Raw genomic sequence first — 21068 nt, 5'->3', positions numbered from 1 at the left:
TCACGGACACCTGCTGTCCGTGACTTTTCTTCATTTTGGAACACTATATCAAGTCGTAAGTTTCGCATACACCAGGAAGAATAACATGTCTTCGCCCATGATGACATAACCCGGAACCCGGTAGACCAGATCCACAAGGACAAATGCCACCAGTAACCCTACCATGAACGCCAGATGGCGTGGACCCAGTCGCAGATGTGCGTGTCTGTAACGATGGAACACAAGTGAGGTCGACAAGAAATACAGTAGCGCCGATCCAAACACAAACCCTAGCATGAACACATAGTTTAACTGGTTCTGATATAACAGCTGAATTGAAGCAGCGATCATACTCATAGAGATGTAGATGAACAGATGGCCGTATATGATCGCTTGACCGGCAGTCTGAATCTCTTTGCTAACCTTTTTCTCCACGTTGTCGAAGTACTGCCACCACATCGCAATGACAAAGATGGACGTAAATGCGGCAAACAGGATGGATTTCATATCCCAATGGTCGGCTTGCAGCACAGCGATAATGCTTACCACCGATTCACCCAGCAGGATGAGTGTAAATAACGCAAAACGTTCCAACAAATGATGAGTCTGAACCGGTACTTTCACCAGATTTTTACGTCCGATCAACGGAAGCACAATGTCCACTGCAATTCCTGCATACAAAATTAAGTAGCGCAGCCAGGAATCGAAGAATAGTGAACCTGATGAGATCAATATACCAATGAGGAAACAGGTGCCCAAGTAACGAGCCGCTTGCTGTTGATGCTCACTTTTCGACTTGTGAACCGTCAGATATTGAATGGCCGTAAATGCCCGTGAACCGATATAACCCACGAAGAAGGACAGGTAGTATTGGTCAAAATGGGTAGACAGGCTCGCCGTCATGACCATCACGGACAGGAGTTGAAGGATGAGAAATATTCTATGAATCAGGATGTCTTGACCATAGCGGTTAATAAACAAGGTCTGACCAACCCATGCCCACCAAACAGGGATGAAAATAAGCACAAACTTCATTAAGTATTCAAACGTAATTACTCCGTGTTCGGCATGTAACAAGACATGACCCGCCTTGGAGACCGCAGCTACGAAGAGCAGATCGTAAAACAGCTCCAGCCATGTAACCTTTTTCTCCATCATCCTTCGTTGCTCCTTAGATTTTATAGTAATAGAACTCTTCTTATTTCGCAGTTGTAGCAGGTTCGAGTGTTCTTACCACGATTGGTTGCAGATTGTCCTCGATTTGAGCGCGGTATTTCTCGAACCACTCTGGCAGCATCAATTTTTGTCCGAGCGAATCCGCAGGTTCATCTTTGGCAAAGCCCGGAGGATCGGTAGCAATCTCGAACAGGATACCGCCAGCTTCTCTGAAGTAGATCGCGTTAAAGTACTGACGATCCCGAACTGGCGTCGGTTGATACCCGTAATCACGTACAGCTTCACTCCACTGTGCATGTTCCACGTCATCAGTGGCGCGCCATGCAATATGATGCACCGTTCCAGCTCCACCCATGCCCAGAGGTATACGGGTCACCGGAACATCCACAACATTACCGATGTCTCCACTCGACCGGAAACGGGCATACTCTTCATTTTCACCCACTTTGACAAATCCCAAAATTTTCTCAAGCGCATCCATCGTTCTCTGCGGGTTTACACTGAACAGGACAGCACCGCCAAAGCCTTTGATGGCTTTATCTGTTGGAATTCCTTCGTGTGCCCAAGTGCTGGTTGCTCCCTCTTCCCGTTCAACAAGCTCAAGCCGCAGGCCTTCACTATCTTCGAATTGAAGCAGCTCTTCATTGAAGCGAGTTGTCTGAGTTACCTCAATGTTATACTGTTCCAGCCGGTTCTGCCAGAAGCCAATCGACCCAGGAGGAATGACATAGGAAGTGATACCGACCTGTCCTCCGCCAATTTTGCCCCGTGGTGATCCAGCGGATGGGAAGAAGGTAATGATGGTACCTGGGCTTCCATGTTCGTCTCCAAAATATAGGTGGTATACATCAGGTGCATCGAAATTGATTGTTTTTTTCACGAGACGCAGTCCCAGAACTCCGGCATAAAAGTCAACGTTGGCCTGTGGATCCCCTGCGAAAGCTGTAATATGGTGAATACCTGCTGTTTGAATAGTCATGATTAATTCCTCCTTGGTTTGGTAAGCATGTTTGGAATCTGCTAGGTGTTAGAGATCATTTGATAAATGAGATAGTTTAAATCGTTGATTCATTTATAGTAAGTTTGTATTATCTTTAAATTAAGATATATGGTCTGGTGAATGATTTCTATTTGTTATTTTGATTGGCCTGTTCTTGTTTCAATTTATCAGGAGTCACGTCATCGCCGTTCGGATCATAGATGGTTGCATTCAAGAGAATGTCGTTGACCGAACCGCGAAAAGTTTGCAGATATTCCTGGCGAAGATTAACCTGTTCCTCTTTCTCCATCTCCGTCAATCCGCCCTCTTTGGCTTTTCTTGCAAGTTCATTAATTCTGGTCAATGTTGGGATCATCATCTTGATCTCTCCTCATGTAATGGATTAAAGATATTTGTTTGTGTTGGGTTTTATATTCAAATTAAATATCTTAATTTAAAGATATATGATTTGTGATTAGTTGTCAACTGTTTTATCTAAACTACAATAAATGAATTGGCTTGCCGCTCATCACCCTGTTGTAATAACTATGCATCCAAAAAAAAAAGGGCTAGCTCCGCAGTAATTTCACTTCCTGCGAACCTAACCCCTACCTGTGTTTATTTTATTAACCCAGCTTTTGACCACAGTTTGGACAGAAATTGGCTCCTTCATTTTTGGCTCCACAGTTCGGACAGAAGTTAGGCTTCTTGTTGCCCTCTGTAGATGGAGAGTTACCTGCATCACCGTTGCTATTGCCCGCTGGCTTCTGGTCCGCGTTCTGATTCTGAGACGAATTGGCATTGTTGTTGTTTTGGTTTTGGTTCTGGTTCATGTTCTTCATCATTTCATTGGCCATGTTCATGCCCATCATCATGCCTGCCATATCCGAGGCCGCGCCGCCGCCCTGTACTTTACCGGATGAGATACCGTCTGTCATGCTGACCTGCTGATACTTTTGCAGATTACCAATCATCTCATGGGAAGCGGTCTTCGTAATCATATCCTGAATCTCTTTTGGATAATTGAAGCTCATTACCTGGAATCCGGTAATCCCAATGCCGATGTCCATCATCTGCATATCCAGATCTTCCTGAATCCCTTTGGCAATATCCGATGCATTGGCCTGCAGGTTAAACATATCCTTCCCTTCACGGCTAATCCACTTCATTAGAAGCTGATCCAGCACGGAAGTAATTCGGATTTTGACATCCTCCACCAGATAACTCTGCTTGATGCCTGCAATCTTATCGATCAAGGTCACATAGTCACTCACTTTGAAGTTAAACGTACCATTGGCCCGAATCGGCATTCCACCCGGGAGTTGTGGTGTCGGAATTAATACCGGACTTTGCGTGCCCCAGCGCACGGTAAACTCTTTGGTATTTACAAACAATACTTCGACTCGCATGCCGCTGTTGAATCCGAACTTGAACCCTTTTAAGGTAGAAAGAAACGGAATGATCTCGGAATCGATATTAAATGATCCTTCGTCCTCAAAAATCCCTTCCACTTTACCGTTATTCAGGAAAATGGCGTCCTGACCAGAACGGATGATAAGTTTACTCCCCTTCTTGATCTCCCGGTTGCTCCACTTCCAAAATATCATGTCATCTCTAAACTCTTCCCATTCCACCACATTCGAAAACTGATTTCTGAAAAATCCCATACTTGTTCCCATCCCTTCTATTAGAAAGCATTGTGTACCCAACATGCCTGCATTAAGTTATTGCGAATGTCCGTGATGCTAGAAAGATCGGCTGCTACCGCTATGGGAATGACCACCCCGGGTTGTGCCTCCGCCCCCTCCACCGCCACCGTTGTTATTGTTTTTCTCAATCTTGCGTTTGGTGACTGTTGTACGAATGTACCGATCCTGACGATCAATTACACTGGAATTACTGGAATCCTCATACGTTGCACGATTGACTGTGACTCGCCCACCAGAACGATAGGTCATTACACCAACTACAATTCCTCCGATTGCCACGGATACAGCAAGTTGAAACCACGTATTGAAGAGGATATTATCCGGATTGACCCCGGGTTTAAGATCCATATATTCGTAGGAGAGCTCCAAATATTTTTCAAAAGCCAATCTATAATTTCCGTCCGATACATCTGGGGCAATTTTGGCCGTAATTTTATCGGCTCTACCATTGTCGATATACTCTTCCCCTTTGTAAAAACCAGCCAGATACATCTTCCGATTGTACATGTCTATTGTAAGAATAACTGCGTTTCCATGCTTTTTATCGTAACCAAATCCTTGATCGTCATAAAAATCCTCGGTAAGCAGTATTTCACTTTTATGCTCCTCGTTATTGGAGGTATATATAACAAAGTCCGTCTGCCGTTCCGCGCCATACTGATTCGCAAGTGCATTCAGCTCAACCTTATCCTGTTCACTTAGCAGGTTGGCCTCATCGTAGATGAGATTTTTGCTCTCCGCTGCGGATGCAGATGACATGGGAACCAACGGAGCGACAAGCGTTACCATTAGTAAAATGAGTGTAGCCATCACGACAACCAGAGGGGTTCTTTTTCTCATAAGAATCCACCTCCCATCATCCAGGAAACCAGCTTCAGTGACAGCAACGAGACGGCAGATACTCCTGCGAACCATCCAGCGACTTTGGCTTTGCTGATCGGCGGTTTACCGACCACTTTACCTGTCTGTCCATTCATGGCAAAGGTATACTGTGCCCGATTGTAGTCATAGTTGACCATCCACACCGGGAGCAGCACATAGTCCGCATGTTTGAGCGTGGTATCAATCTGTTTATCTGTATAGCTCACGCTGCTATAACCAGATACGGTTGAGGCAATATAAGAATCAATGTAAGATCTCGTCTTATCCTTGGCCCGTGGAAAAAGTTCCTCGTCCGTATAGCTATACTTTTCCGCAATATACCCCGCCAGATACGGGGTCTTGAACGATTTCAGCTGATTATATGGAAAAGGCTCCAGCTTATCCATCAGTTCATCCTTCATTTTCTCCGATGCATCGATGGGCAGATTCACGTAATTCAGCCGAATTCTGCGATATATATCGAAATGCTGTGTTTCCGTGTAATGGTAGTCGCCCTGGGTGTAGGATCTGACCTTGGTGCCACGGCCATGCACTTCGATCTTGTTATGTAACTCATACAACCAGAACGGTACGTACATGCCGGTAATGCTCTGAATTCGATCGGCGGACATGAAGCCAGTTGGCGTTAACAAGCCGTTTTTGCACCACTTTTTGAAAGCCTGTTTGGCTTGATCCTTGTTGATCGAAAAGGGAATCACCATCGCGGGGGCAAGATTGCCCGTCAGCCGATCACTGAGTACAACCGCTGCACCGCAGAAACTGCATGTTGTCGCACTCGTCTCCGGCTCTGTCACAATGTCAGCTCCGCAGCTGTTACAGTGGTATTCCTTGACCTCATCTTCGGTGAATACCTGTCTCTTCAATGGATCGGGGATCTGCTCTATGTTGTCCTGGCGGCCGCAGCTGGGACAGGATAGTGCACCTGACACACTGTCAAAGATCATACCACTGCCGCAGTTTGGACATTTATATTCAATAACCGGCATCTGCTCACCTCAATGTTAACGAAATGGTGTAACGTATTATTTATTCTTCAGCTTCTCCTGAATCGCTGCGAGTTCTTCATCCGCACTTGGCGAAGCATGTTCATTATTACCTGCATCTGCGTTCATGTCCCTCTCAAGCTGGGCGATTAATTCGTCCAGATCATCTTCCTGTGCTCCAGCACGCAGTTCTGCCAACGCTTCTGCTTCGTTCAATGCCTGGTTGGCCTTGTCTTCCATGGCCTTCAATGCGGCATCAGCCTTGCCCGCAGATGCATTCCGTTCATTGGTCTGTTGCTGCGCCTTCGCATCTGCCATGCGTCCTTTCAGTTCGGCATGCCGCGCTTCCAGTTGCCCCAGATCGGCAACCAGCTTATCGTTCATATGCTTCATCATCTTGGCTTTGGCGGAAGCACGTTCATAGGCAGCCTGTAATTCGTTTAATTTGTCAGCCAGCTTCACTTTCTTCTCCAGAAAATTACGTGCCTTGTCTTCGTCTCCGGACTCCGCCGATTTCTCTGCGTACCGCTGTAACTTCTTGACCTCGGCGCTGCACTCATCCAGTGCTCGCTTCGCCCGGCTCTCATCCGACAACACCGCCGTCGTCTCGGCCTTCACCTGCCCCAGATCACTGCTCAGGTTGCGCATATACTCATTCACGCTCTTCTCCGGGTCTTCTGCCCGAGACAGCATGTGGTTCACATTCGCTTTCATCACGTCTCTAAACCTCGATAAGATTCCCATTACGTGTTCCTCCTCCGAAAAGTTCATATGTATACTATAATACATGAATACGCCCACATACGTTTCACATTTCACGATGGCAATTGGAGTCCATACGATCCAAATTCACACGATCATAGCGCAAAATAAGAAAAGACGAGCACCTGTAGTGTCGTCTCACGCCCTAACTTCAGAACTAGCCTATAGCTCAACCGGAAGGCTCTCCACCGCGGTGAAAAACACATCCAACAGCTCAACATTGTACACTGTACGAATGTATTCTTCGATCTGGGCTAACTCTTCTTCCCGCTGATACTCCAGACATGGACGGCCTTCACTCCACAGGACTCTGCACGGGAACTTTGCGACAACATCCTTAATGATGTGATCTGGCTCAGCTACTTTATGAATGTCTCCCATATAAAACTCCTCATTTCTCTATACTTAGCGTGTGCAATGATCCATTAATTTTGAAATAGTTAAGGATTCGATTCAGTGCACTTCATCACATTTCACTTGGTGAGTTAAGCCATATCCATATCCATTTTTCAGATGTAGCCGTGTTGATTCCCCCCATAGGTGCCATTCCTTCGCAAGTTGGCTATAATAAGGGGATCAAAGTTTTCGATAAAGGCAGGAAAATTATGCGTACACGAGTTCACTTTATTGCTCCCTACGAATCGATGATTCCTATTATACAAGAGTGCATTCCCCGTTTTCCCCAGTTAACCATTCAGACAGACGTGGGCGACTTGGCGAAAGGCGTGGAGCTAGCAATCCAAGCTGAGAAAAATGGGGCAGAGATTATCATCAGCCGCGGCGGTACCGCCCAATTGATTAAAAAAGCAGTCACCATTCCCGTCATCGATGTGCAGTTATCGGGTTATGATATGATTCGTTCACTCACCCTGGCAAGCCAGTTTAACGGCCAAACAGCGATTGTTGGTTTCTCCAACATCACCTCTGGTGCACAATCGATTATTGATCTGATGGATCTGCCTCTCAAGGTCTATACCATACATAGCTCGGAAGATGTGGCACGATTGCTCCTGGAGTTGAAAGCTTCCGGGTACCGCCAGATTGTCGGGGATGTGATCACCGTCAACACCGCGAAGACCTATGGTCTGGAGGGATTGTTAATCCAATCCGGTCAGGAATCCATCCTTAGAGCGATGGCAGATGCGCAGTTGGTCTACCGTTATTTGAGCAAAAATCATGCGATATCGATCATACTGAATGACCTGGTTACACGGGAACATCCGAATTTGCTTATTTTAAATGAGCGGAATGAAGTCGTATTCGAGAGCCTGACCGACTTTGAGAACAATCCGCTGACCGAAAATCACATGTATCTGACCAACACGAGTCTGGAATTCCACCAATCCCAGGTCCAAAATGTGTTCATGGTGGACGATTACCAGCTCACGGTTAACGCCTATGAAACGACCCTGGACAACAAGAACTACAAGGTATACATGCTGGAAAAAGGACAACCCTATGCCTTTGCACAATTCGGCATAACAACGTTCACGGACGCATCGATGGAGCCTATCGTTGCCGAATCCCCTGCCATGCAGGCGGTATTAAAGAACATTCGGGCACTTTACGAGAATCATGAACCGATCTATCTGCTAGGTGAAGCGGATTCCGGTAAATCTTTTCTAGTCAAACATATTCATCAGATGTACTCTGCCGGCGGACTGTTATTACAGATCGATCTCTCACAAGTGCCTTCCGGTCATTTGCACAAGATACCACTCGCCAAGGTTCGAAATGTAGAGATTAACCACATGGAGACACGTATGGAAGATCCGGAGTTGCTCTCCTTTATCCAGAGCTGCCTTCATAACCGGATTGGGGTGTTTATACTCGGGGAGCAGGCATTGAACCCACATTGGTCACTCGATCTGGAGCTTAATACGATCATGATGCCAAATCTTGCGGATAGACCAGAAGATCTGGCTCCACTGATGCAGCATTTTCTTACGGGATATTACCAGAAGTACGGAACTACTGCGGTTAGAATAAAAGAAGATGCACTGCAGCTGATCCAAGAACAGATCACACATATGAATGTCAACCAACTGAAACATCTGATCAAGCAGGCTGCACTCAATGAGCAGGAGTATGTCATCTCCACCGCTACCTTATCCCGCTTGCTGGATCAGCAACCTTCTTCAAGTCCAATGAAGTTGAACGGTACGCTGAAGGAGATCGAAAAAGAAGTGATTCAGATTGTGCTTCAGGAGGAAAACAACAATCAATCGAAGGCTGCGGAGCGTCTGGGGATTAACCGGGCCACATTATGGCGTAAACTTAAAGATTAACTTTAAGTTTGCGTCTTTTTTATCTCCTTGTTGTGTTGCATTTTTAAACACTATAATACTTATTTAAAATTTACAATAATTTATTGTTGCTATATTAAACGATATGGGATAATATAATCCCTGCAAGCGCTTCATAAAAACGATTACTTCATAAGGAGCTAACTACTATGAACATTAAAGCAACTTTAGATCGCATCCCTGGCGGTATGATGGTTGTCCCCCTGCTGCTTGGTGCAACGATCAATACATTCTTCCCGAATGCTCTGCGCATTGGTGGATTCACGGAAGCTCTCTTCGTTAATAGTGCCAGTACGCTGATTGCGCTGTTCCTCTTAATTGCCGGTACACAGATTACGTTCAAAACGGCAGGTTCATCTGTCGGCAAAGGTTTGACCTTGCTTACGTTCAAATGGGTGATTGGTGCAGGCCTTGGTTTTATCGCTATTTTGTTTGCGGATTCAAGCGGTTTATTCCTGGGTCTGGCCCCACTTGCCATTATCGCTGCGATGACCAACTCTAACGGTGGTCTTTACATCGCACTCGCTGGTCAATACGGTAAAGAAGATGACAAGGCAGCTTACCCTTTCCTCGCGCTCAGTGATGGTCCATTCCTGACCATGGTAGCGCTCTCGATCTTTGGTGCAATGGGCTTTGCGAACGGCATGTTCTCCCCGATGGCATTCGTTGCTGTATTGCTTCCACTCATCGTTGGTGTCATTATTGGTAATCTGGACCGTAATCTGGGGGATTGGCTTTACAAAGGCAGTGACAAACTTGTTCCGTTCTTTGCATTCTCCCTGGGTATGGGAATCAACTTCTCCTCCATCATCCAAGGTGGTCTAGGTGGCATTCTGCTTGGTGTTCTAACCGTGCTTCTCACAGGCGGAATCGGATACTTCTTGTTCAAAGCCATTGGCTGGAACCCGATTGTTGGTGCTTCCGAAGGTTCAACAGCCGGCAATGCGGTAGGTACACCTGCTGCCATCGTGGCTGCTAATGCTTCATTTGGCCCGATTGCGGAGATTGCTACGGTGCAAATTGCGGCGAGCGTTGTAACGACAGCTATCCTGTTACCGATCTTCATCGGGTTCCTCTCCAAACGACTGGAGAAATCAGGTGGCGTCGAGAAATACAATCAACGACCAACCACATAAATGATTTTGATCTGATCTGATGAATTTAATTGACAATCTAATACGAACGGACTTTTTATAAAATTGTGCTTATAAGGAGGGATGACTGCATGAAATTAGCCATTATTGCAGATGATTTGACCGGTGCCAATGACAGCGGGGTGCAGCTTGCCCGCCATGGCTTGAAAACCAGTGTTCTTTTTAATATGAATGAAGAACCTCTTACACAATACGATGCTGTCGTCTTTGATACAGATAGTCGTTCCATATCTCCGCAGGAAGCGTATGAACGTGTATATCGGGCTGCTGAGTTGCTAACGAATAATGGATTTGAGACGATTTTCAAAAAGATGGACTCCACCATGCGCGGCAATATCGGCATCGAGATTGATGCTGTGTATGATGTAGTTAAGCCTGATTTTATGATGATTGCTCCAGGATATCCGAAAAATAACCGGACTATTCTGGACGGAATTCATTACCTGAATGGCGTTCCACTGGCAGATACTGAAATTGCCCATGATCCGAAGACACCTGTAACGATTTCCTACCTTCCGGACTTATTGAAACTTCAAACCAAGTACGAAGTTGGCGAGATCACCGTCGCCGATCTGGAAGCCGGCCAGCATCATCTTTGTGCCAAGCTGAAACAGTTGAAGGAAAACAATACTCCTTACGTCCTGGTGGACTCCACCGAGGAAAGCCATCTGGAGCTGGTACTACAGATGACTCGCGAGTTGGATTATACCTTTGCCTGGGCAGGCTCAGCGGGTATTGCCAACTACCTCCCTGCTCACTTTGCACTTGAATCCAAGTCTACCGCGCTAACCATACCCGAGAATCCGGGTCCAATCCTGACGGTGGTGGGCAGTGTAAACAAAAATTCGCGCGAGCAGTTGAGTCGCTTGCTGCGCAAATCCCGCGTGGCTTCTGTCTCCTTCCACTCCTTCAAAGCGGTATCCGCGACCGCAGACCGTGCAGAAGAGATGGAACGTGTCTATAACGAGGTCCGCGACAAAGCGCTGGAAGGACAAGATGTCGTCCTTTACTCCACCGCTGAACAGATTGATATTGAATTGGCTCGTGCCACGGGCGAAGTTCGGGGACTTAATCACACCGAAGTTAGCAATGAAATTGTACTCGCGATGGGTGAGATCTGTGCCAGACTATTGGAAGAGGGACTGTTCAAGGGTGTCTCCATGACTGGTGGCGATACGGCAAAACAAATCTGTCTGAAATGGAATATTAGCGGCTTCGAGCTGCTGGATGAGCTTGAAATCGGCGTGCCGATCTCCAAGTTTATAGGCATTGATGATCTGCATGTGATTACCAAAGCAGGCGGATTCGGCAAACCAGATGTCTTTATCCATGCGATTCAAAAATTAAAAGGAGGTATTCTCGTATGAAACCTACAATCGGAATTACGATGGGCGACGCAGCAGGTATTGGACCGGAGATTATTATGAAAGCACTGGGTCATCAAGAGATGTATGATCAGTGCAATCCACTCGTGATTGGTGATGCGAAGATTCTGGAGCGCGTACTGCCGATCATCGGCTCAAGTCTGAACGTTAACGCGATTCAAGAGCCTTCCGAAGCCAAGTATGAATTCGGTACTGTAGATGTGATTGATTTGAACCTTGTCCCTGCGGACTTGGAATACGGCAAAGTATCTGCCGTGGCTGGGGATGCAGCATTCCAGTTTCTCGCCAAAGCCATTGATCTGGCCAAAAAACACCAGATTCACTCCATCTGCACAGCACCTTTGAACAAGGAAGCCCTGCATCAAGGAGGGCACCTATATCCAGGCCACACCGAAATTCTGGCGGACCTGACGGATACGCAGGACTTCTCGATGATGCTGACGACGCCTAATCTGAGAGTCATTCACCTGACGACACACATGGGTCTGATTGATGCCATCGCGAGTATTAACCCGGAAAGAACCTACACCGTTGTGAAGCTTGCCCATGATACGTTGAAAAAAGCAGGCTTTGAGAATCCGCGCGTAGCCGTATGCGGAATCAATCCTCATGCCGGAGAGAACGGACTGTTCGGCAACGGAGAGGAAGAAGAGAAACTGCAGCCCGGCATTGAGCGTGCGCAGCAGGAAGGCATTAACGTTGTTGGTCCACTCCCGGCGGACACACTCTTCTTCCGCGCTGGCCGCGGCGACTTCGATATCGTTGTAGCTTGCTATCACGACCAAGGCCATGCGCCAATTAAGGTAATGGGCATCGAGGAAGGCGTGAATATCACCGTTGGTCTGAAGGGCGGAATCATTCGTACGTCGGTTGACCACGGTACAGCCTTCGATATCGCTGGCAAGAACATCGCCGATGACAAAAGCATGCTGGCAGCCATTCGCTCCGCCATCGAGCTGGCACCGAAGGATCAGGGATAACACCAAGATTCATCCGGTACATGCGTGAGTCTGATCGTGATCGTAAGATCAATTGCAGATGTATCGGTATATCGTTGGTATTCGATAAATAGGAAGAAAAAGGCAAACCCTTTATTAGTTCATGGGTTTGCCTTTTTGTATGTGTCATCCACGCCAACCTATCTCAAGGGAACAACATACGCTTATTTTTATCACCCACCGTATCCAACCCCAACCATCTAGGCAAAAAACCAACTTAGAATAATAATTCCCAGCCAGATGAAAAAGGAAGCCCCGCAAGCAATAATTTCATAGAAATGAATCTGAAACAGCCTGTACGCACCCTGATCTGTTTGGCGAAGCCCGAAGAAATCACAATGCTGATTGATATAGATCAGTCCGCAAGCAAAGGCTAGACCTGATAATATAACGGCAGAAGTCGGTAGACTCATGACATAGAGCGGATTCCCGCCTGTATCAAAGCTGATCTCCCACCCGAACCATTTTGAAATCAGGAATGTAAGCACAATGAGTAGAAACACAAGAAGTCCTAGACTAAAAGGATGTTGCCTGTAATCAATCAGACGCATAAAGGTTTGCATAAAATGACTTTCAGGCTTTAAATCCTCCTCTTGCTCCTTCAGGTCTCCCCTGTCATCATTCATAATGTAGAAAAACGAGAAGCAAATGATGCCCACGAATATAGTGATCTGTACCATACGTAAAGCCAGACCGAGGTGAAAGACAGCGATAACTGCATGGATGATTAGGAGAGACAAAATCAGTCTGCCGCCTACAGCCTCTCGGTCTTTCCACATTCGATTCACGAATTGCTGTGCTAGCACCCTCTCAGCATGTATTTCTTGAACTTCATCCTTCATTGGAGCCTCTTGCTTCCGTTTATGCTGAATCATGATATAAGCGAATATCATCATGCATAATCCGATTGCCAAAAGGGCCCATGCTGATCCAGGGTAGAGATCATAAGAGTCAGCTACATCCACGATCCACAACCCATCCAAAATGACGATAAAAATACCTAACATAAGTAGATAAGGTGCTGCTTTATAAACGATTTATCTTCACTCCTTTGTTACAAGTTACAAGCATTATGGGAAGTGATTATTTTTACCCTGACAGGGACAGGGGTGAATCTATGTTCAACAGCTCACATAGGAGCTTATGTTATGTTATGCTAAACTGAATATATATCAGCGAAATCCAAAGCATCACATATATAAGGTATTATGAATACAATACAGATTTTATAGATGAGAAAAAGGAAGAGATTCAATGGGAAGAAAACAATCTTTTACCGAAACAGAGCTACTGGATACGACCAAGAAATTAATTCTGGAGCATGGCTACGACGGTTTTCACCTCAAGCTGCTCTCACAGCATCTCTCCGGAGCCCGAAGCACGATATATCAATATTACGCTAATAAAGAAGAGATTGTTGCTGCTTGTATGAAGCGTGTAATAGCAACCGTGTTGGAGAATTCATTGGCCGTTGATGAGACTGATCCCATGGATGCTCTTGAGCAACTGCTTCTGATCTACGCAGAAGAATCGACGCTCCATCAACTTTTGGGAGATGCCAGCAAAATTAATACGACTAATTCTGCTGCGGCAGCGAGAGATCTTGAATTCATTGAGGAAGCACATCAGACCCTCAAAATTCAATTATCTCGCTTATTTGAACGCGCACAGCAGGATCAGGCCCTCCGGCAAGATATCCCTCTACCTGTACTTGTTGGTGTATTCTTCAACTTGATTAATACGCCTAACATGATGAATATCCCTACGCCTGATTGGGGAAAGCTGCTGTTCCAAATGTGGATCGGAGGAGCCAAGAGCTAACTTTGTTCTTGGATTTAATTTGACACAAGTGTCATTTATGTCGTTTAATGATGAAGACCGCGTGGCCGCGCATCTAATTTGACACATGTGTCAAAAAAAGAGAAGGAGTTGAACAGATCATGTTTTTAGCGATGAAGGAGCTAATGCATAGTAAAATGAAGTTTTTAATGATTATCATAATCTTCGTACTCATGGCATGGTTGGTATTTATTTTATCCGGTCTGGGAAATGGATTGTCTACACTAGCCGCATCAACATTCAAGACCATGAAGGCTGATTATGTCATCTTTGAAGAAGGGGCTCAGTCTTCCATGAGCAAGTCACTGCTGTCAGATCAACTGGTGGCGGAGGCGGAACAACTTCCTAATGTGGATGCTGCATCACCTATGGGTAGTTCAATGGCAACAGCAATGAAAGAAACGAGTACCAAGAATGAAGATAAAGTCGATATAGCGATTATAGGAATTAACCCAGGAAGCTTCCTGGAGCCAGCAATTGTAGAAGGTGAAAGCCTGTCTTCCGAGAATCCCACCGGGGTAGTTGTGAATTCGACCCTAAAAGATGAGGGCTATAATATCGGGGACACCTTTCAACTGGATGGTACGACGGAATCATTGACCATTATCGGATTTGTGGAGAATCAGACTTATAACCACGTTGCATCCGTATTTACGCCAATGGCTGAATGGCGGAAGATTGCCTTTGCGGCTCCAGGTTCAGATAAAGGAATTGCCGGACCGGTTAATGCGATCATGTTACAAGGCGAGAATATTGATCCAGAAGCTATAAATAAAGAGTTATCCAGTACGGATACCGTTACCCGGTCGGAAGCTGTGCAAGGCATGCCAGGATACAAAGAAGAGAACGGAACGATTCTGATGATGCTTGCCTTTCTGCTCGCGATCTCTGCATTTGTACTCGGGGTATTCTTCTATGTCATTACGATGCAAAAGACCAACCAGTTTGGCATTATGAAAGCGATCGGTGCCAGCAACCGTTTCTTGGGAAAAGCCATTATCTCGCAAGTGTTTGTCCTTTCCCTGACTAGTATTGTTGTTGGAATCTTGCTGACTTATGGGACAGCAGCAATTATGCCAAAAGGAATGCCATTTAAGCTGGAGACCAGTCTTGTCTTCAATTATTCTATTATCCTGCTGGTTATCGCTATGTTAAGTTCACTGGTATCTGTTCGCAAAATTACGAAGATTGATCCGCTTAAGGCGCTCGGGAGGGTTGAATAATGAGTAAGGGATTGCACATGCGGGAAGTCACCATGTATTATGCCGAAGGAAATAATCGGATCACCGCGCTCGATCATGTATCCATATCCGTGGAACCGGGGGAATTTGTTGCTGTCGTTGGACCTTCTGGTTCTGGTAAAAGTACATTCTTGTCTATTGCTGGGGCCATGCTGAAAGCCTCCGAAGGAGATATTCAACTAAACGGAAATCATATTTCGAAGCTTACGGAGAAAGAGCTATCTAATATACGGCTGCAAGAAGTTGGATTTATTATGCAATCTTCCAATCTAGTTCCCTATCTAAATGTTCTCGATCAACTGTTAGTTGTAAAAAGAATGGCGGGAACGGTCAAAAAAGAGGATAAGGCATTTGCCACCAAGCTGCTGGAAGAACTGGGGCTGGGTTTGAAGTTAAAAAGTTTTCCCGAAGAGTTATCCGGTGGTGAGAAACAACGGACAGCCATTGCGCGTTCTTTAATGAATAATCCCAACATCATCTTGGCCGATGAACCAACCGCCAGTTTGGACACCAAACGAGCCCATGAAGTGGTTAGTCTAATCGCGCAAGAAGTGAAATCACGCCAAAAAGCGGCCATTATGGTTACCCATGATGAGCGTATGCTTGAATATTGTGACAAGGTCTATCGGATGTATGATGGCGGTCTGTCCCTAGCCAAATCATAAAGATATGGACTGAATCCTATCCATGTCGTTAACTATTATTTTCATAAAAATCTTCTGTCCAGAAAAATAGCCCGTTAACTAGAAGCCTGTCCATCACTCCGCTTGTTATCTCACGCTAGGCGCCATCGTCACTCGTGTCTTTCACCCACAAGCATCATTTCATGTTTGCTCTGCGATGGTCTGCTCCGTCGATAGGCACTTGGTGACATACCGCTCTGTTTGTTGAAGATGCGATTGAACTGGGAAAAGCTGGCGAACCCACACTGTGCAGCAATGTCCGTAATTTTTTCACTCGAATTCAGCAGCAATTGCTGGGCATTTCGAATACGGGTCATCTGTACATACTCCGTGAAGGTAAAACCAGTGACCCTGTTGAATTGGCGGGACAAGTGGTGGGCACTTACATAAAACCGCCTGGATACCTCTTCCAAAGATAAATCCTGCTGATAATGGCTGTGAATATAGGATGCAATGGCATACATGCGGCGGGACATCGATGATCCTGTCTCTTCTCGCACATACCCGTTCTCTGCCGCGTAACGATGAATGGCACACAGAAACTCTACAAATTTATGATGGATCACAACCGGTTGAAGTGTAGAGCGCTGCTGGGATATGGCAAAAATATCATTGATGGGCGCGAGGATTTCTTTGCGCCTTTCTTCCGGAAAGCGGAAAATCGGAACCTCTTCATCAAAAATGGAGAATAGTTCATTGTAACCGTTCTCAAGTCCTGGCATATGGCGAGGCATCGCAAAATTAATCATCAACCGTTTTGGCGGTGTACCTTTCGGATACTGCGTCTTATGCAGCAAAGAAGGTCGCAGCAGCACGATATCCAATGGCTGAATCTCATATAAACTGCCTTCAATAATATGCGCAGCCGTACGATCCAGAAGAATACAGACTTCATAGAAATCATGAAAGTGCTGAAACTCCATATTCAGATCATGAGAACGCTCGTCATAGTCCAGATGATAAAAGAGTTCGTCTCCAGGCTGATTGACATGGATTACATATCCCTGCTCGTATGTCAAAACGGATGTTGTCATGGACATGCCTCCTATCCCGATACTAATGATTTTATTTTAGCATGAAATGCAATAAAAATACGTCTTTTTCAGCATACATTACGTAGTTTGCTCCCTTTCCCCTTTGTTATGATAGAGTTGATATGTTAGCGCTTGCAGTATTCTTGCTCCAACGACGACTACAGCCTGTACTTACTACAAACCAAGGTGGGAAACCAACATGAAAATGAATTCCTTGTATACTCGGATCCATACCATAGTTAAACACTTGGAACGTGCACGACTGACCTCAAAGACATATATACCGGAGCTTTATCATAAAGAAAGTGGTTACCACTCCTGGGAACTGGTGCATGAAGACCCTTCCTCCTGGAACGTATTTCGTAAAGGGGATGGCTGGGGCGGTAAAGATGTACACAGCTGCTTCAAAACCCGGATTCGCATCCCGGATCATATGGAAGGAAAAAAAGTCGTATGTACCATCGTCACCGGTGCGGATGATATCTGGAACTATGATAATCCACAATTTCTGGCATTCCTCAATGGGGAACTGATCTGTGGTCTGGATGTGAACCATACGGAAATTGACCTGACTCCTGCTGCGGCAAAAGGCGAAGAATTCGAACTGGCTTTATATGCGTACTGTAGTACTTCGGCAGCCGATGTCTTTCTCAATGTCTATGTAGCTGAGCATCATCAGCCTGTCACCGATCTATATTACGATCTTAAGGCTGCGCTCGATGCGGCGGATCTGCTGCGTGAGGATGATCTGGAGCGGCTGAATTTGGTCGAACATCTGAATAAAGCCGTGAATCTGCTAGATTTGCGTCAGGAGAACAGCGCAGAATTCCATGCTTCAGTGCTGGAAGCGCGTCGATATCTGCAAGACCATGTCTATGGTGAAGCTCGCCCTGCGGGTGATCACATCCCAACCGTTCACTGTATCGGACACACGCATATCGATGTGGCATGGCTATGGACATTGGATCAGACCCGGGAGAAGGTCATTCGCAGCTTCGCGAGTGTACTATATCTCATGGACAAGTTCCCAGAATACACGTTCATGTCCTCGCAACCCCAATTATATGCGTACCTGAAAGCAGACTACCCGTCTCTCTATGAAAAAATCAAGGAAAAGGTAGCCGAAGGCCGCTGGGAAGCCGAAGGTTCGATGTGGCTGGAAGCCGATTGTAACCTGATCTCCGGCGAATCCATGATCCGTCAGATTATATACGGCAAACGTTTCTTCAAGGAAGAGTTCGGCGTAGAGAACCGTGTGCTCTGGCTGCCGGATGTATTTGGTTATAGTGCAGCGATGCCGCAGATTATGCGCAAGAGTGGCATTGATTATTTTATGACCACCAAAATTGCCTGGAATGATACGAACCAAATTCCGAACGACACGATGTACTGGAGAGGTATTGACGGCTCTGAAGTTCTAACTCATTTCATCACAGCGACAGACTATGACAAGCATCCCGATTTCAGACAACGCCGCTTCGAGACGACTTATAATGGACGATTCAACGCCTCCCAAGTCAAAGGCACGTGGCAGCGATACCAGAACAAAAACATTAATGCAGATGTTCTGCAATGTTTCGGATTCGGGGATGGCGGCGGCGGACCAACCGGAGAGATGCTGGAGCATGGCAGACGACTTGATGTTGGATTGCCGGGTGTGCCTGCGGTGAAACGTACCTTTGTACGCGAGTTTTTCGAGAAGTTGGAGCAAAATCTGGTGGATGTGCCTTCCGTTCCCCGCTGGTCGGGTGAGCTGTATCTGGAGTATCACCGCGGTACCTACACTTCCATGGCCCGCAACAAACGGTACAACCGTCATAGCGAATTTGCGTTGGCTGATGCCGAGCTGTATGCCATGATTCATCGTCAGGCGAATGCCCAGGCAGCCTATCCAACCGATGCACTGGAGCACGCATGGAAGCTGACGATGCTGAACCAGTTCCATGATATTCTGCCGGGCAGCTCCATTGAGCAGGTATATGTGGATTCCAAAGAGCAATATGAAGAAGTGCTGCGTGTCACGGATGAGCTGAAAGACAGCGCACTGAACGGCATTGCAAGCCAAATTACATCTGATGGCGAAGCCATTGTCGTATTCAACACCACCGGATTCGTACGAACAGATGTGGTTGAACTGCCTGCTTTTGCGAGAAAAGTGACCGTCCATGATGGAGATCGCCCTGTACCAAGCCAGCGTACTCCTGAAGGCGGACTTGTGTTCCTTGCAGAGAACGTGCCGGCATCCGGGTATAAATCCTTCCGAATCACACCGGATCTGACAGACGAACTTGTCGCGAGCGTATCGGTTGCACAGTGGGAAGCCAATCAGCGTCACATCCATACACCTTGGTTCGATATTCAACTGAATGAACGTGCCGAGTTCATATCCGTATGGGACAAGCTGGAGGGGCGTGAGCTGCTTCAGTCTGGCAAGCGTGGTAATGTGCTGCAAGTGTTCGAGGATCGACCTGCGGAATATGAGGCATGGAACATTGACGACTATTATGAACAGCATATGTGGGAGATTAACAACCTGCAGTCACTGGAGTGGGTTGAAAGCGGGCCGGTGCGTTCCGTGTTGCAAGTGAAGCGACAGTTCCTGGACTCTGTCGTTGAACAAACGATTATCTTCTACGCGCATACACGCCGAATTGATTTCCGCACGTTAGTGGATTGGAAACAGGAGCATTTGCTGCTGAAAGCAGCCTTCCCGCTGGATATCTGGAGTGAAAAAGCGGTCTACGAGATCCAGTACGGCAACGTGGAGCGTGCTACTCACCGGAATACAAGCTGGGATCAAGCCAGGTTCGAAGTATGCGGACAGAAGTGGGCCGATCTGGCGGAGAACGGGTACGGCGCTGCTCTGCTGAACGACTGCAAATATGGATATGATATTCATAACTCGGTGATGCGATTGTCGCTGATCAAGAGCGCAACGTACCCGAATGAAAATGCTGACAAAGAGCAGCACGTATTCACCTACGCGCTCTATCCGCATCAGGGCGATTTCCGTGAAGGACGTGTCATCCAAGCTGCTTATGATCTCAACCGTCCGCTGGTTGCTCGTGAGATTGCATCGCAAACCGGCACGTTACCTGGGTTGTGGTCACTCGCATCGGTTGATCAGGATAATGTCGTGCTGGAGGTTATCAAAAAAGCCGAGAATAACGATGATATGATCATCCGTCTCTATGAAGCACATGGCCGCCGCAGCCGTGCTTCCCTGCAATTGCCTGAAGGAGCAGGTGCCACGGCGTACACGTGTGATTTGCTTGAGAATAACGAAGCGGAATGCGCTGTGGAAAATGGTCGGATTTCTTTTGATATCAAACCGTATGAGATTCTAACTTTCCGTATTCCTGCGAGACACTAGCAGAACTTACGCAACGCGGAAAACTGCAACAACCCTTAAAATGCTCCAATAAGGAAAGGCTGCCTCCTGTCATATCTGACATGGGAGCAGCCCTTCCTTATTTTCTATGTATTACACGTTATATTCTCATACCACCACTGCATCCTAGTTGAAGTCCATCCAGAAAAATTGAGAGATGGCAAGCCCTACCCCGATAAGATTAGCCACAATAAAAAACCACTTTTTCGCCCTTCTACTTGTTTGTTCCCCCGTCCATAAACTCCAGGCTACAATCCCATTCACCACAACCATAATAATCAGCGCGAACCACCAGTTAGCCACCACTAAACATCGCCCTCCCCTGAACAACCTGCTTATGACCCCATTGCTATGCTGCTTGCCATCCAGAATTCCACAGATGTATGCTCTTATCGTTATTAATATAGCCCGATAAGGCAGGCTATGACTAGATACAATTCACTCAAAAACACCCTTTGGAATTTCACTGGTAACCCAGAGGGACCAATAATTATTCCAAAAGGTGCGCAGGTTATAATGGCATTTAATCACATCGTACTTACAGTCTGGATCACATTTAATTTCATA

At 46.4% G+C, this 21068-nt stretch carries 19 protein-coding genes; 8 read left to right on the top strand and 11 right to left on the bottom strand.

Translation table 11 applies throughout. From position 1 onward, the window contains the following. Positions 1 to 48: 48 nt before the first annotated feature. The 8 genes from MKZ12_RS01115 to MKZ12_RS01080 all read right to left on the bottom strand — a co-directional run bounded on the left by MKZ12_RS01115 (position 49) and on the right by MKZ12_RS01080 (position 6851). Positions 49 to 1137, bottom strand: coding sequence for a low temperature requirement protein A (locus MKZ12_RS01115; protein ID WP_339258292.1), 1089 nt, complete (start codon positions 1135 to 1137; stop codon positions 49 to 51). A 40-nt stretch (positions 1138 to 1177) separates the two neighbouring features. Next, on the bottom strand, positions 1178 to 2134 hold the full coding sequence (locus MKZ12_RS01110) for a ring-cleaving dioxygenase (RefSeq protein ID WP_339239059.1): 957 nt from the start codon (positions 2132 to 2134) through the stop codon (positions 1178 to 1180). Positions 2135 to 2282: 148 nt separating this feature from the next. After that, the gene (locus MKZ12_RS01105) at positions 2283 to 2510 is read right to left on the bottom strand and encodes a DUF896 domain-containing protein (protein WP_339242865.1); all 228 of its coding nucleotides are present in this window, start codon (positions 2508 to 2510) and stop codon (positions 2283 to 2285) included. 250 nt (positions 2511 to 2760) lie between these two features. Further along, positions 2761 to 3801, bottom strand: a complete 1041-nt coding sequence (locus MKZ12_RS01100) for an SPFH domain-containing protein (RefSeq protein WP_339258291.1) — start codon at positions 3799 to 3801, stop codon at positions 2761 to 2763. 78 nt (positions 3802 to 3879) lie between these two features. Then, positions 3880 to 4683 carry a TPM domain-containing protein gene (locus tag MKZ12_RS01095; protein WP_339258289.1) on the bottom strand — a complete coding sequence of 268 codons (804 nt, stop codon included), beginning with the start codon at positions 4681 to 4683 and terminating at the stop codon, positions 3880 to 3882. Then, on the bottom strand, positions 4680 to 5711 hold the full coding sequence (locus MKZ12_RS01090; RefSeq protein WP_339239055.1) for a TFIIB-type zinc ribbon-containing protein: 1032 nt from the start codon (positions 5709 to 5711) through the stop codon (positions 4680 to 4682). The genes MKZ12_RS01095 and MKZ12_RS01090 overlap by 4 nt, the downstream gene beginning before the upstream one ends. 36 nt (positions 5712 to 5747) lie before the next feature. Beyond that, positions 5748 to 6452 carry a PspA/IM30 family protein gene (locus MKZ12_RS01085; RefSeq protein WP_339258287.1) on the bottom strand — a complete coding sequence of 235 codons (705 nt, stop codon included), beginning with the start codon at positions 6450 to 6452 and terminating at the stop codon, positions 5748 to 5750. 180 nt (positions 6453 to 6632) lie between these two features. After that, on the bottom strand, positions 6633 to 6851 hold the full coding sequence (locus MKZ12_RS01080) for a hypothetical protein (RefSeq protein WP_339258285.1): 219 nt from the start codon (positions 6849 to 6851) through the stop codon (positions 6633 to 6635). Positions 6852 to 7075: 224 nt separating this feature from the next. Here MKZ12_RS01080 and MKZ12_RS01075 point away from each other — a divergent pair, with 224 nt between their 5' ends. The 4 genes from MKZ12_RS01075 to pdxA all read left to right on the top strand — a co-directional run bounded on the left by MKZ12_RS01075 (position 7076) and on the right by pdxA (position 12295). After that, the gene (locus MKZ12_RS01075; protein ID WP_339258283.1) at positions 7076 to 8758 is read left to right on the top strand and encodes a PrpR N-terminal domain-containing protein; all 1683 of its coding nucleotides are present in this window, start codon (positions 7076 to 7078) and stop codon (positions 8756 to 8758) included. A gap of 167 nt (positions 8759 to 8925) precedes the next feature. Further along, positions 8926 to 9912 carry a 2-keto-3-deoxygluconate permease gene (locus tag MKZ12_RS01070; RefSeq protein ID WP_339239051.1) on the top strand — a complete coding sequence of 329 codons (987 nt, stop codon included), beginning with the start codon at positions 8926 to 8928 and terminating at the stop codon, positions 9910 to 9912. An 89-nt stretch (positions 9913 to 10001) separates the two neighbouring features. After that, a complete protein-coding gene (locus MKZ12_RS01065; RefSeq protein ID WP_339239050.1) occupies positions 10002 to 11297 on the top strand; it encodes a four-carbon acid sugar kinase family protein in 1296 nt (431 codons plus the stop codon). Then, a complete protein-coding gene (pdxA, locus tag MKZ12_RS01060) occupies positions 11294 to 12295 on the top strand; it encodes a 4-hydroxythreonine-4-phosphate dehydrogenase PdxA (RefSeq protein WP_192136204.1) in 1002 nt (333 codons plus the stop codon). The genes MKZ12_RS01065 and pdxA overlap by 4 nt, the downstream gene beginning before the upstream one ends. Before the next feature lie 218 nt (positions 12296 to 12513). Here pdxA and MKZ12_RS01055 read toward each other — a convergent pair whose 3' ends face one another. Further along, on the bottom strand, positions 12514 to 13320 hold the full coding sequence (locus tag MKZ12_RS01055; protein ID WP_339258281.1) for a hypothetical protein: 807 nt from the start codon (positions 13318 to 13320) through the stop codon (positions 12514 to 12516). A gap of 247 nt (positions 13321 to 13567) precedes the next feature. Here MKZ12_RS01055 and MKZ12_RS01050 point away from each other — a divergent pair, with 247 nt between their 5' ends. From MKZ12_RS01050 to MKZ12_RS01040, 3 genes are all read left to right on the top strand, one after another. Further along, entirely contained in the window at positions 13568 to 14134 is a 567-nt protein-coding gene (locus MKZ12_RS01050) for a TetR/AcrR family transcriptional regulator (protein WP_192136206.1), read from the top strand. Positions 14135 to 14253: 119 nt separating this feature from the next. After that, on the top strand, positions 14254 to 15375 hold the full coding sequence (locus MKZ12_RS01045) for an ABC transporter permease (RefSeq protein ID WP_339258278.1): 1122 nt from the start codon (positions 14254 to 14256) through the stop codon (positions 15373 to 15375). Next, complete coding sequence (locus MKZ12_RS01040) at positions 15375 to 16058, top strand: ABC transporter ATP-binding protein (protein ID WP_124118298.1); 684 nt, start codon at positions 15375 to 15377, stop codon at positions 16056 to 16058. The genes MKZ12_RS01045 and MKZ12_RS01040 overlap by 1 nt, the downstream gene beginning before the upstream one ends. Before the next feature lie 128 nt (positions 16059 to 16186). Here MKZ12_RS01040 and MKZ12_RS01035 read toward each other — a convergent pair whose 3' ends face one another. Beyond that, positions 16187 to 17110: an AraC family transcriptional regulator gene (locus MKZ12_RS01035; protein WP_339258275.1), complete on the bottom strand. Its 924-nt coding sequence runs from the start codon at positions 17108 to 17110 to the stop codon at positions 16187 to 16189. A 199-nt stretch (positions 17111 to 17309) separates the two neighbouring features. Between MKZ12_RS01035 and MKZ12_RS01030 the strand changes: the two genes are divergently transcribed. Further along, positions 17310 to 20483: an alpha-mannosidase gene (locus MKZ12_RS01030; RefSeq protein WP_339239043.1), complete on the top strand. Its 3174-nt coding sequence runs from the start codon at positions 17310 to 17312 to the stop codon at positions 20481 to 20483. Between the two features lie 144 nt (positions 20484 to 20627). Here MKZ12_RS01030 and MKZ12_RS01025 read toward each other — a convergent pair whose 3' ends face one another. Continuing rightward, positions 20628 to 20804 carry a hypothetical protein gene (locus MKZ12_RS01025; protein WP_339239042.1) on the bottom strand — a complete coding sequence of 59 codons (177 nt, stop codon included), beginning with the start codon at positions 20802 to 20804 and terminating at the stop codon, positions 20628 to 20630. Positions 20805 to 21068: the final 264 nt, after the last annotated feature.

The sequence above is a fragment of the Paenibacillus sp. FSL R5-0713 genome, from assembly GCF_037973325.1.
Classification (GTDB): Bacteria; Bacillota; Bacilli; order Paenibacillales; family Paenibacillaceae; genus Paenibacillus.
Note: the sequence above shows the minus strand (reverse complement) of the source record. Positions and strands in the feature narration are given on the sequence as shown.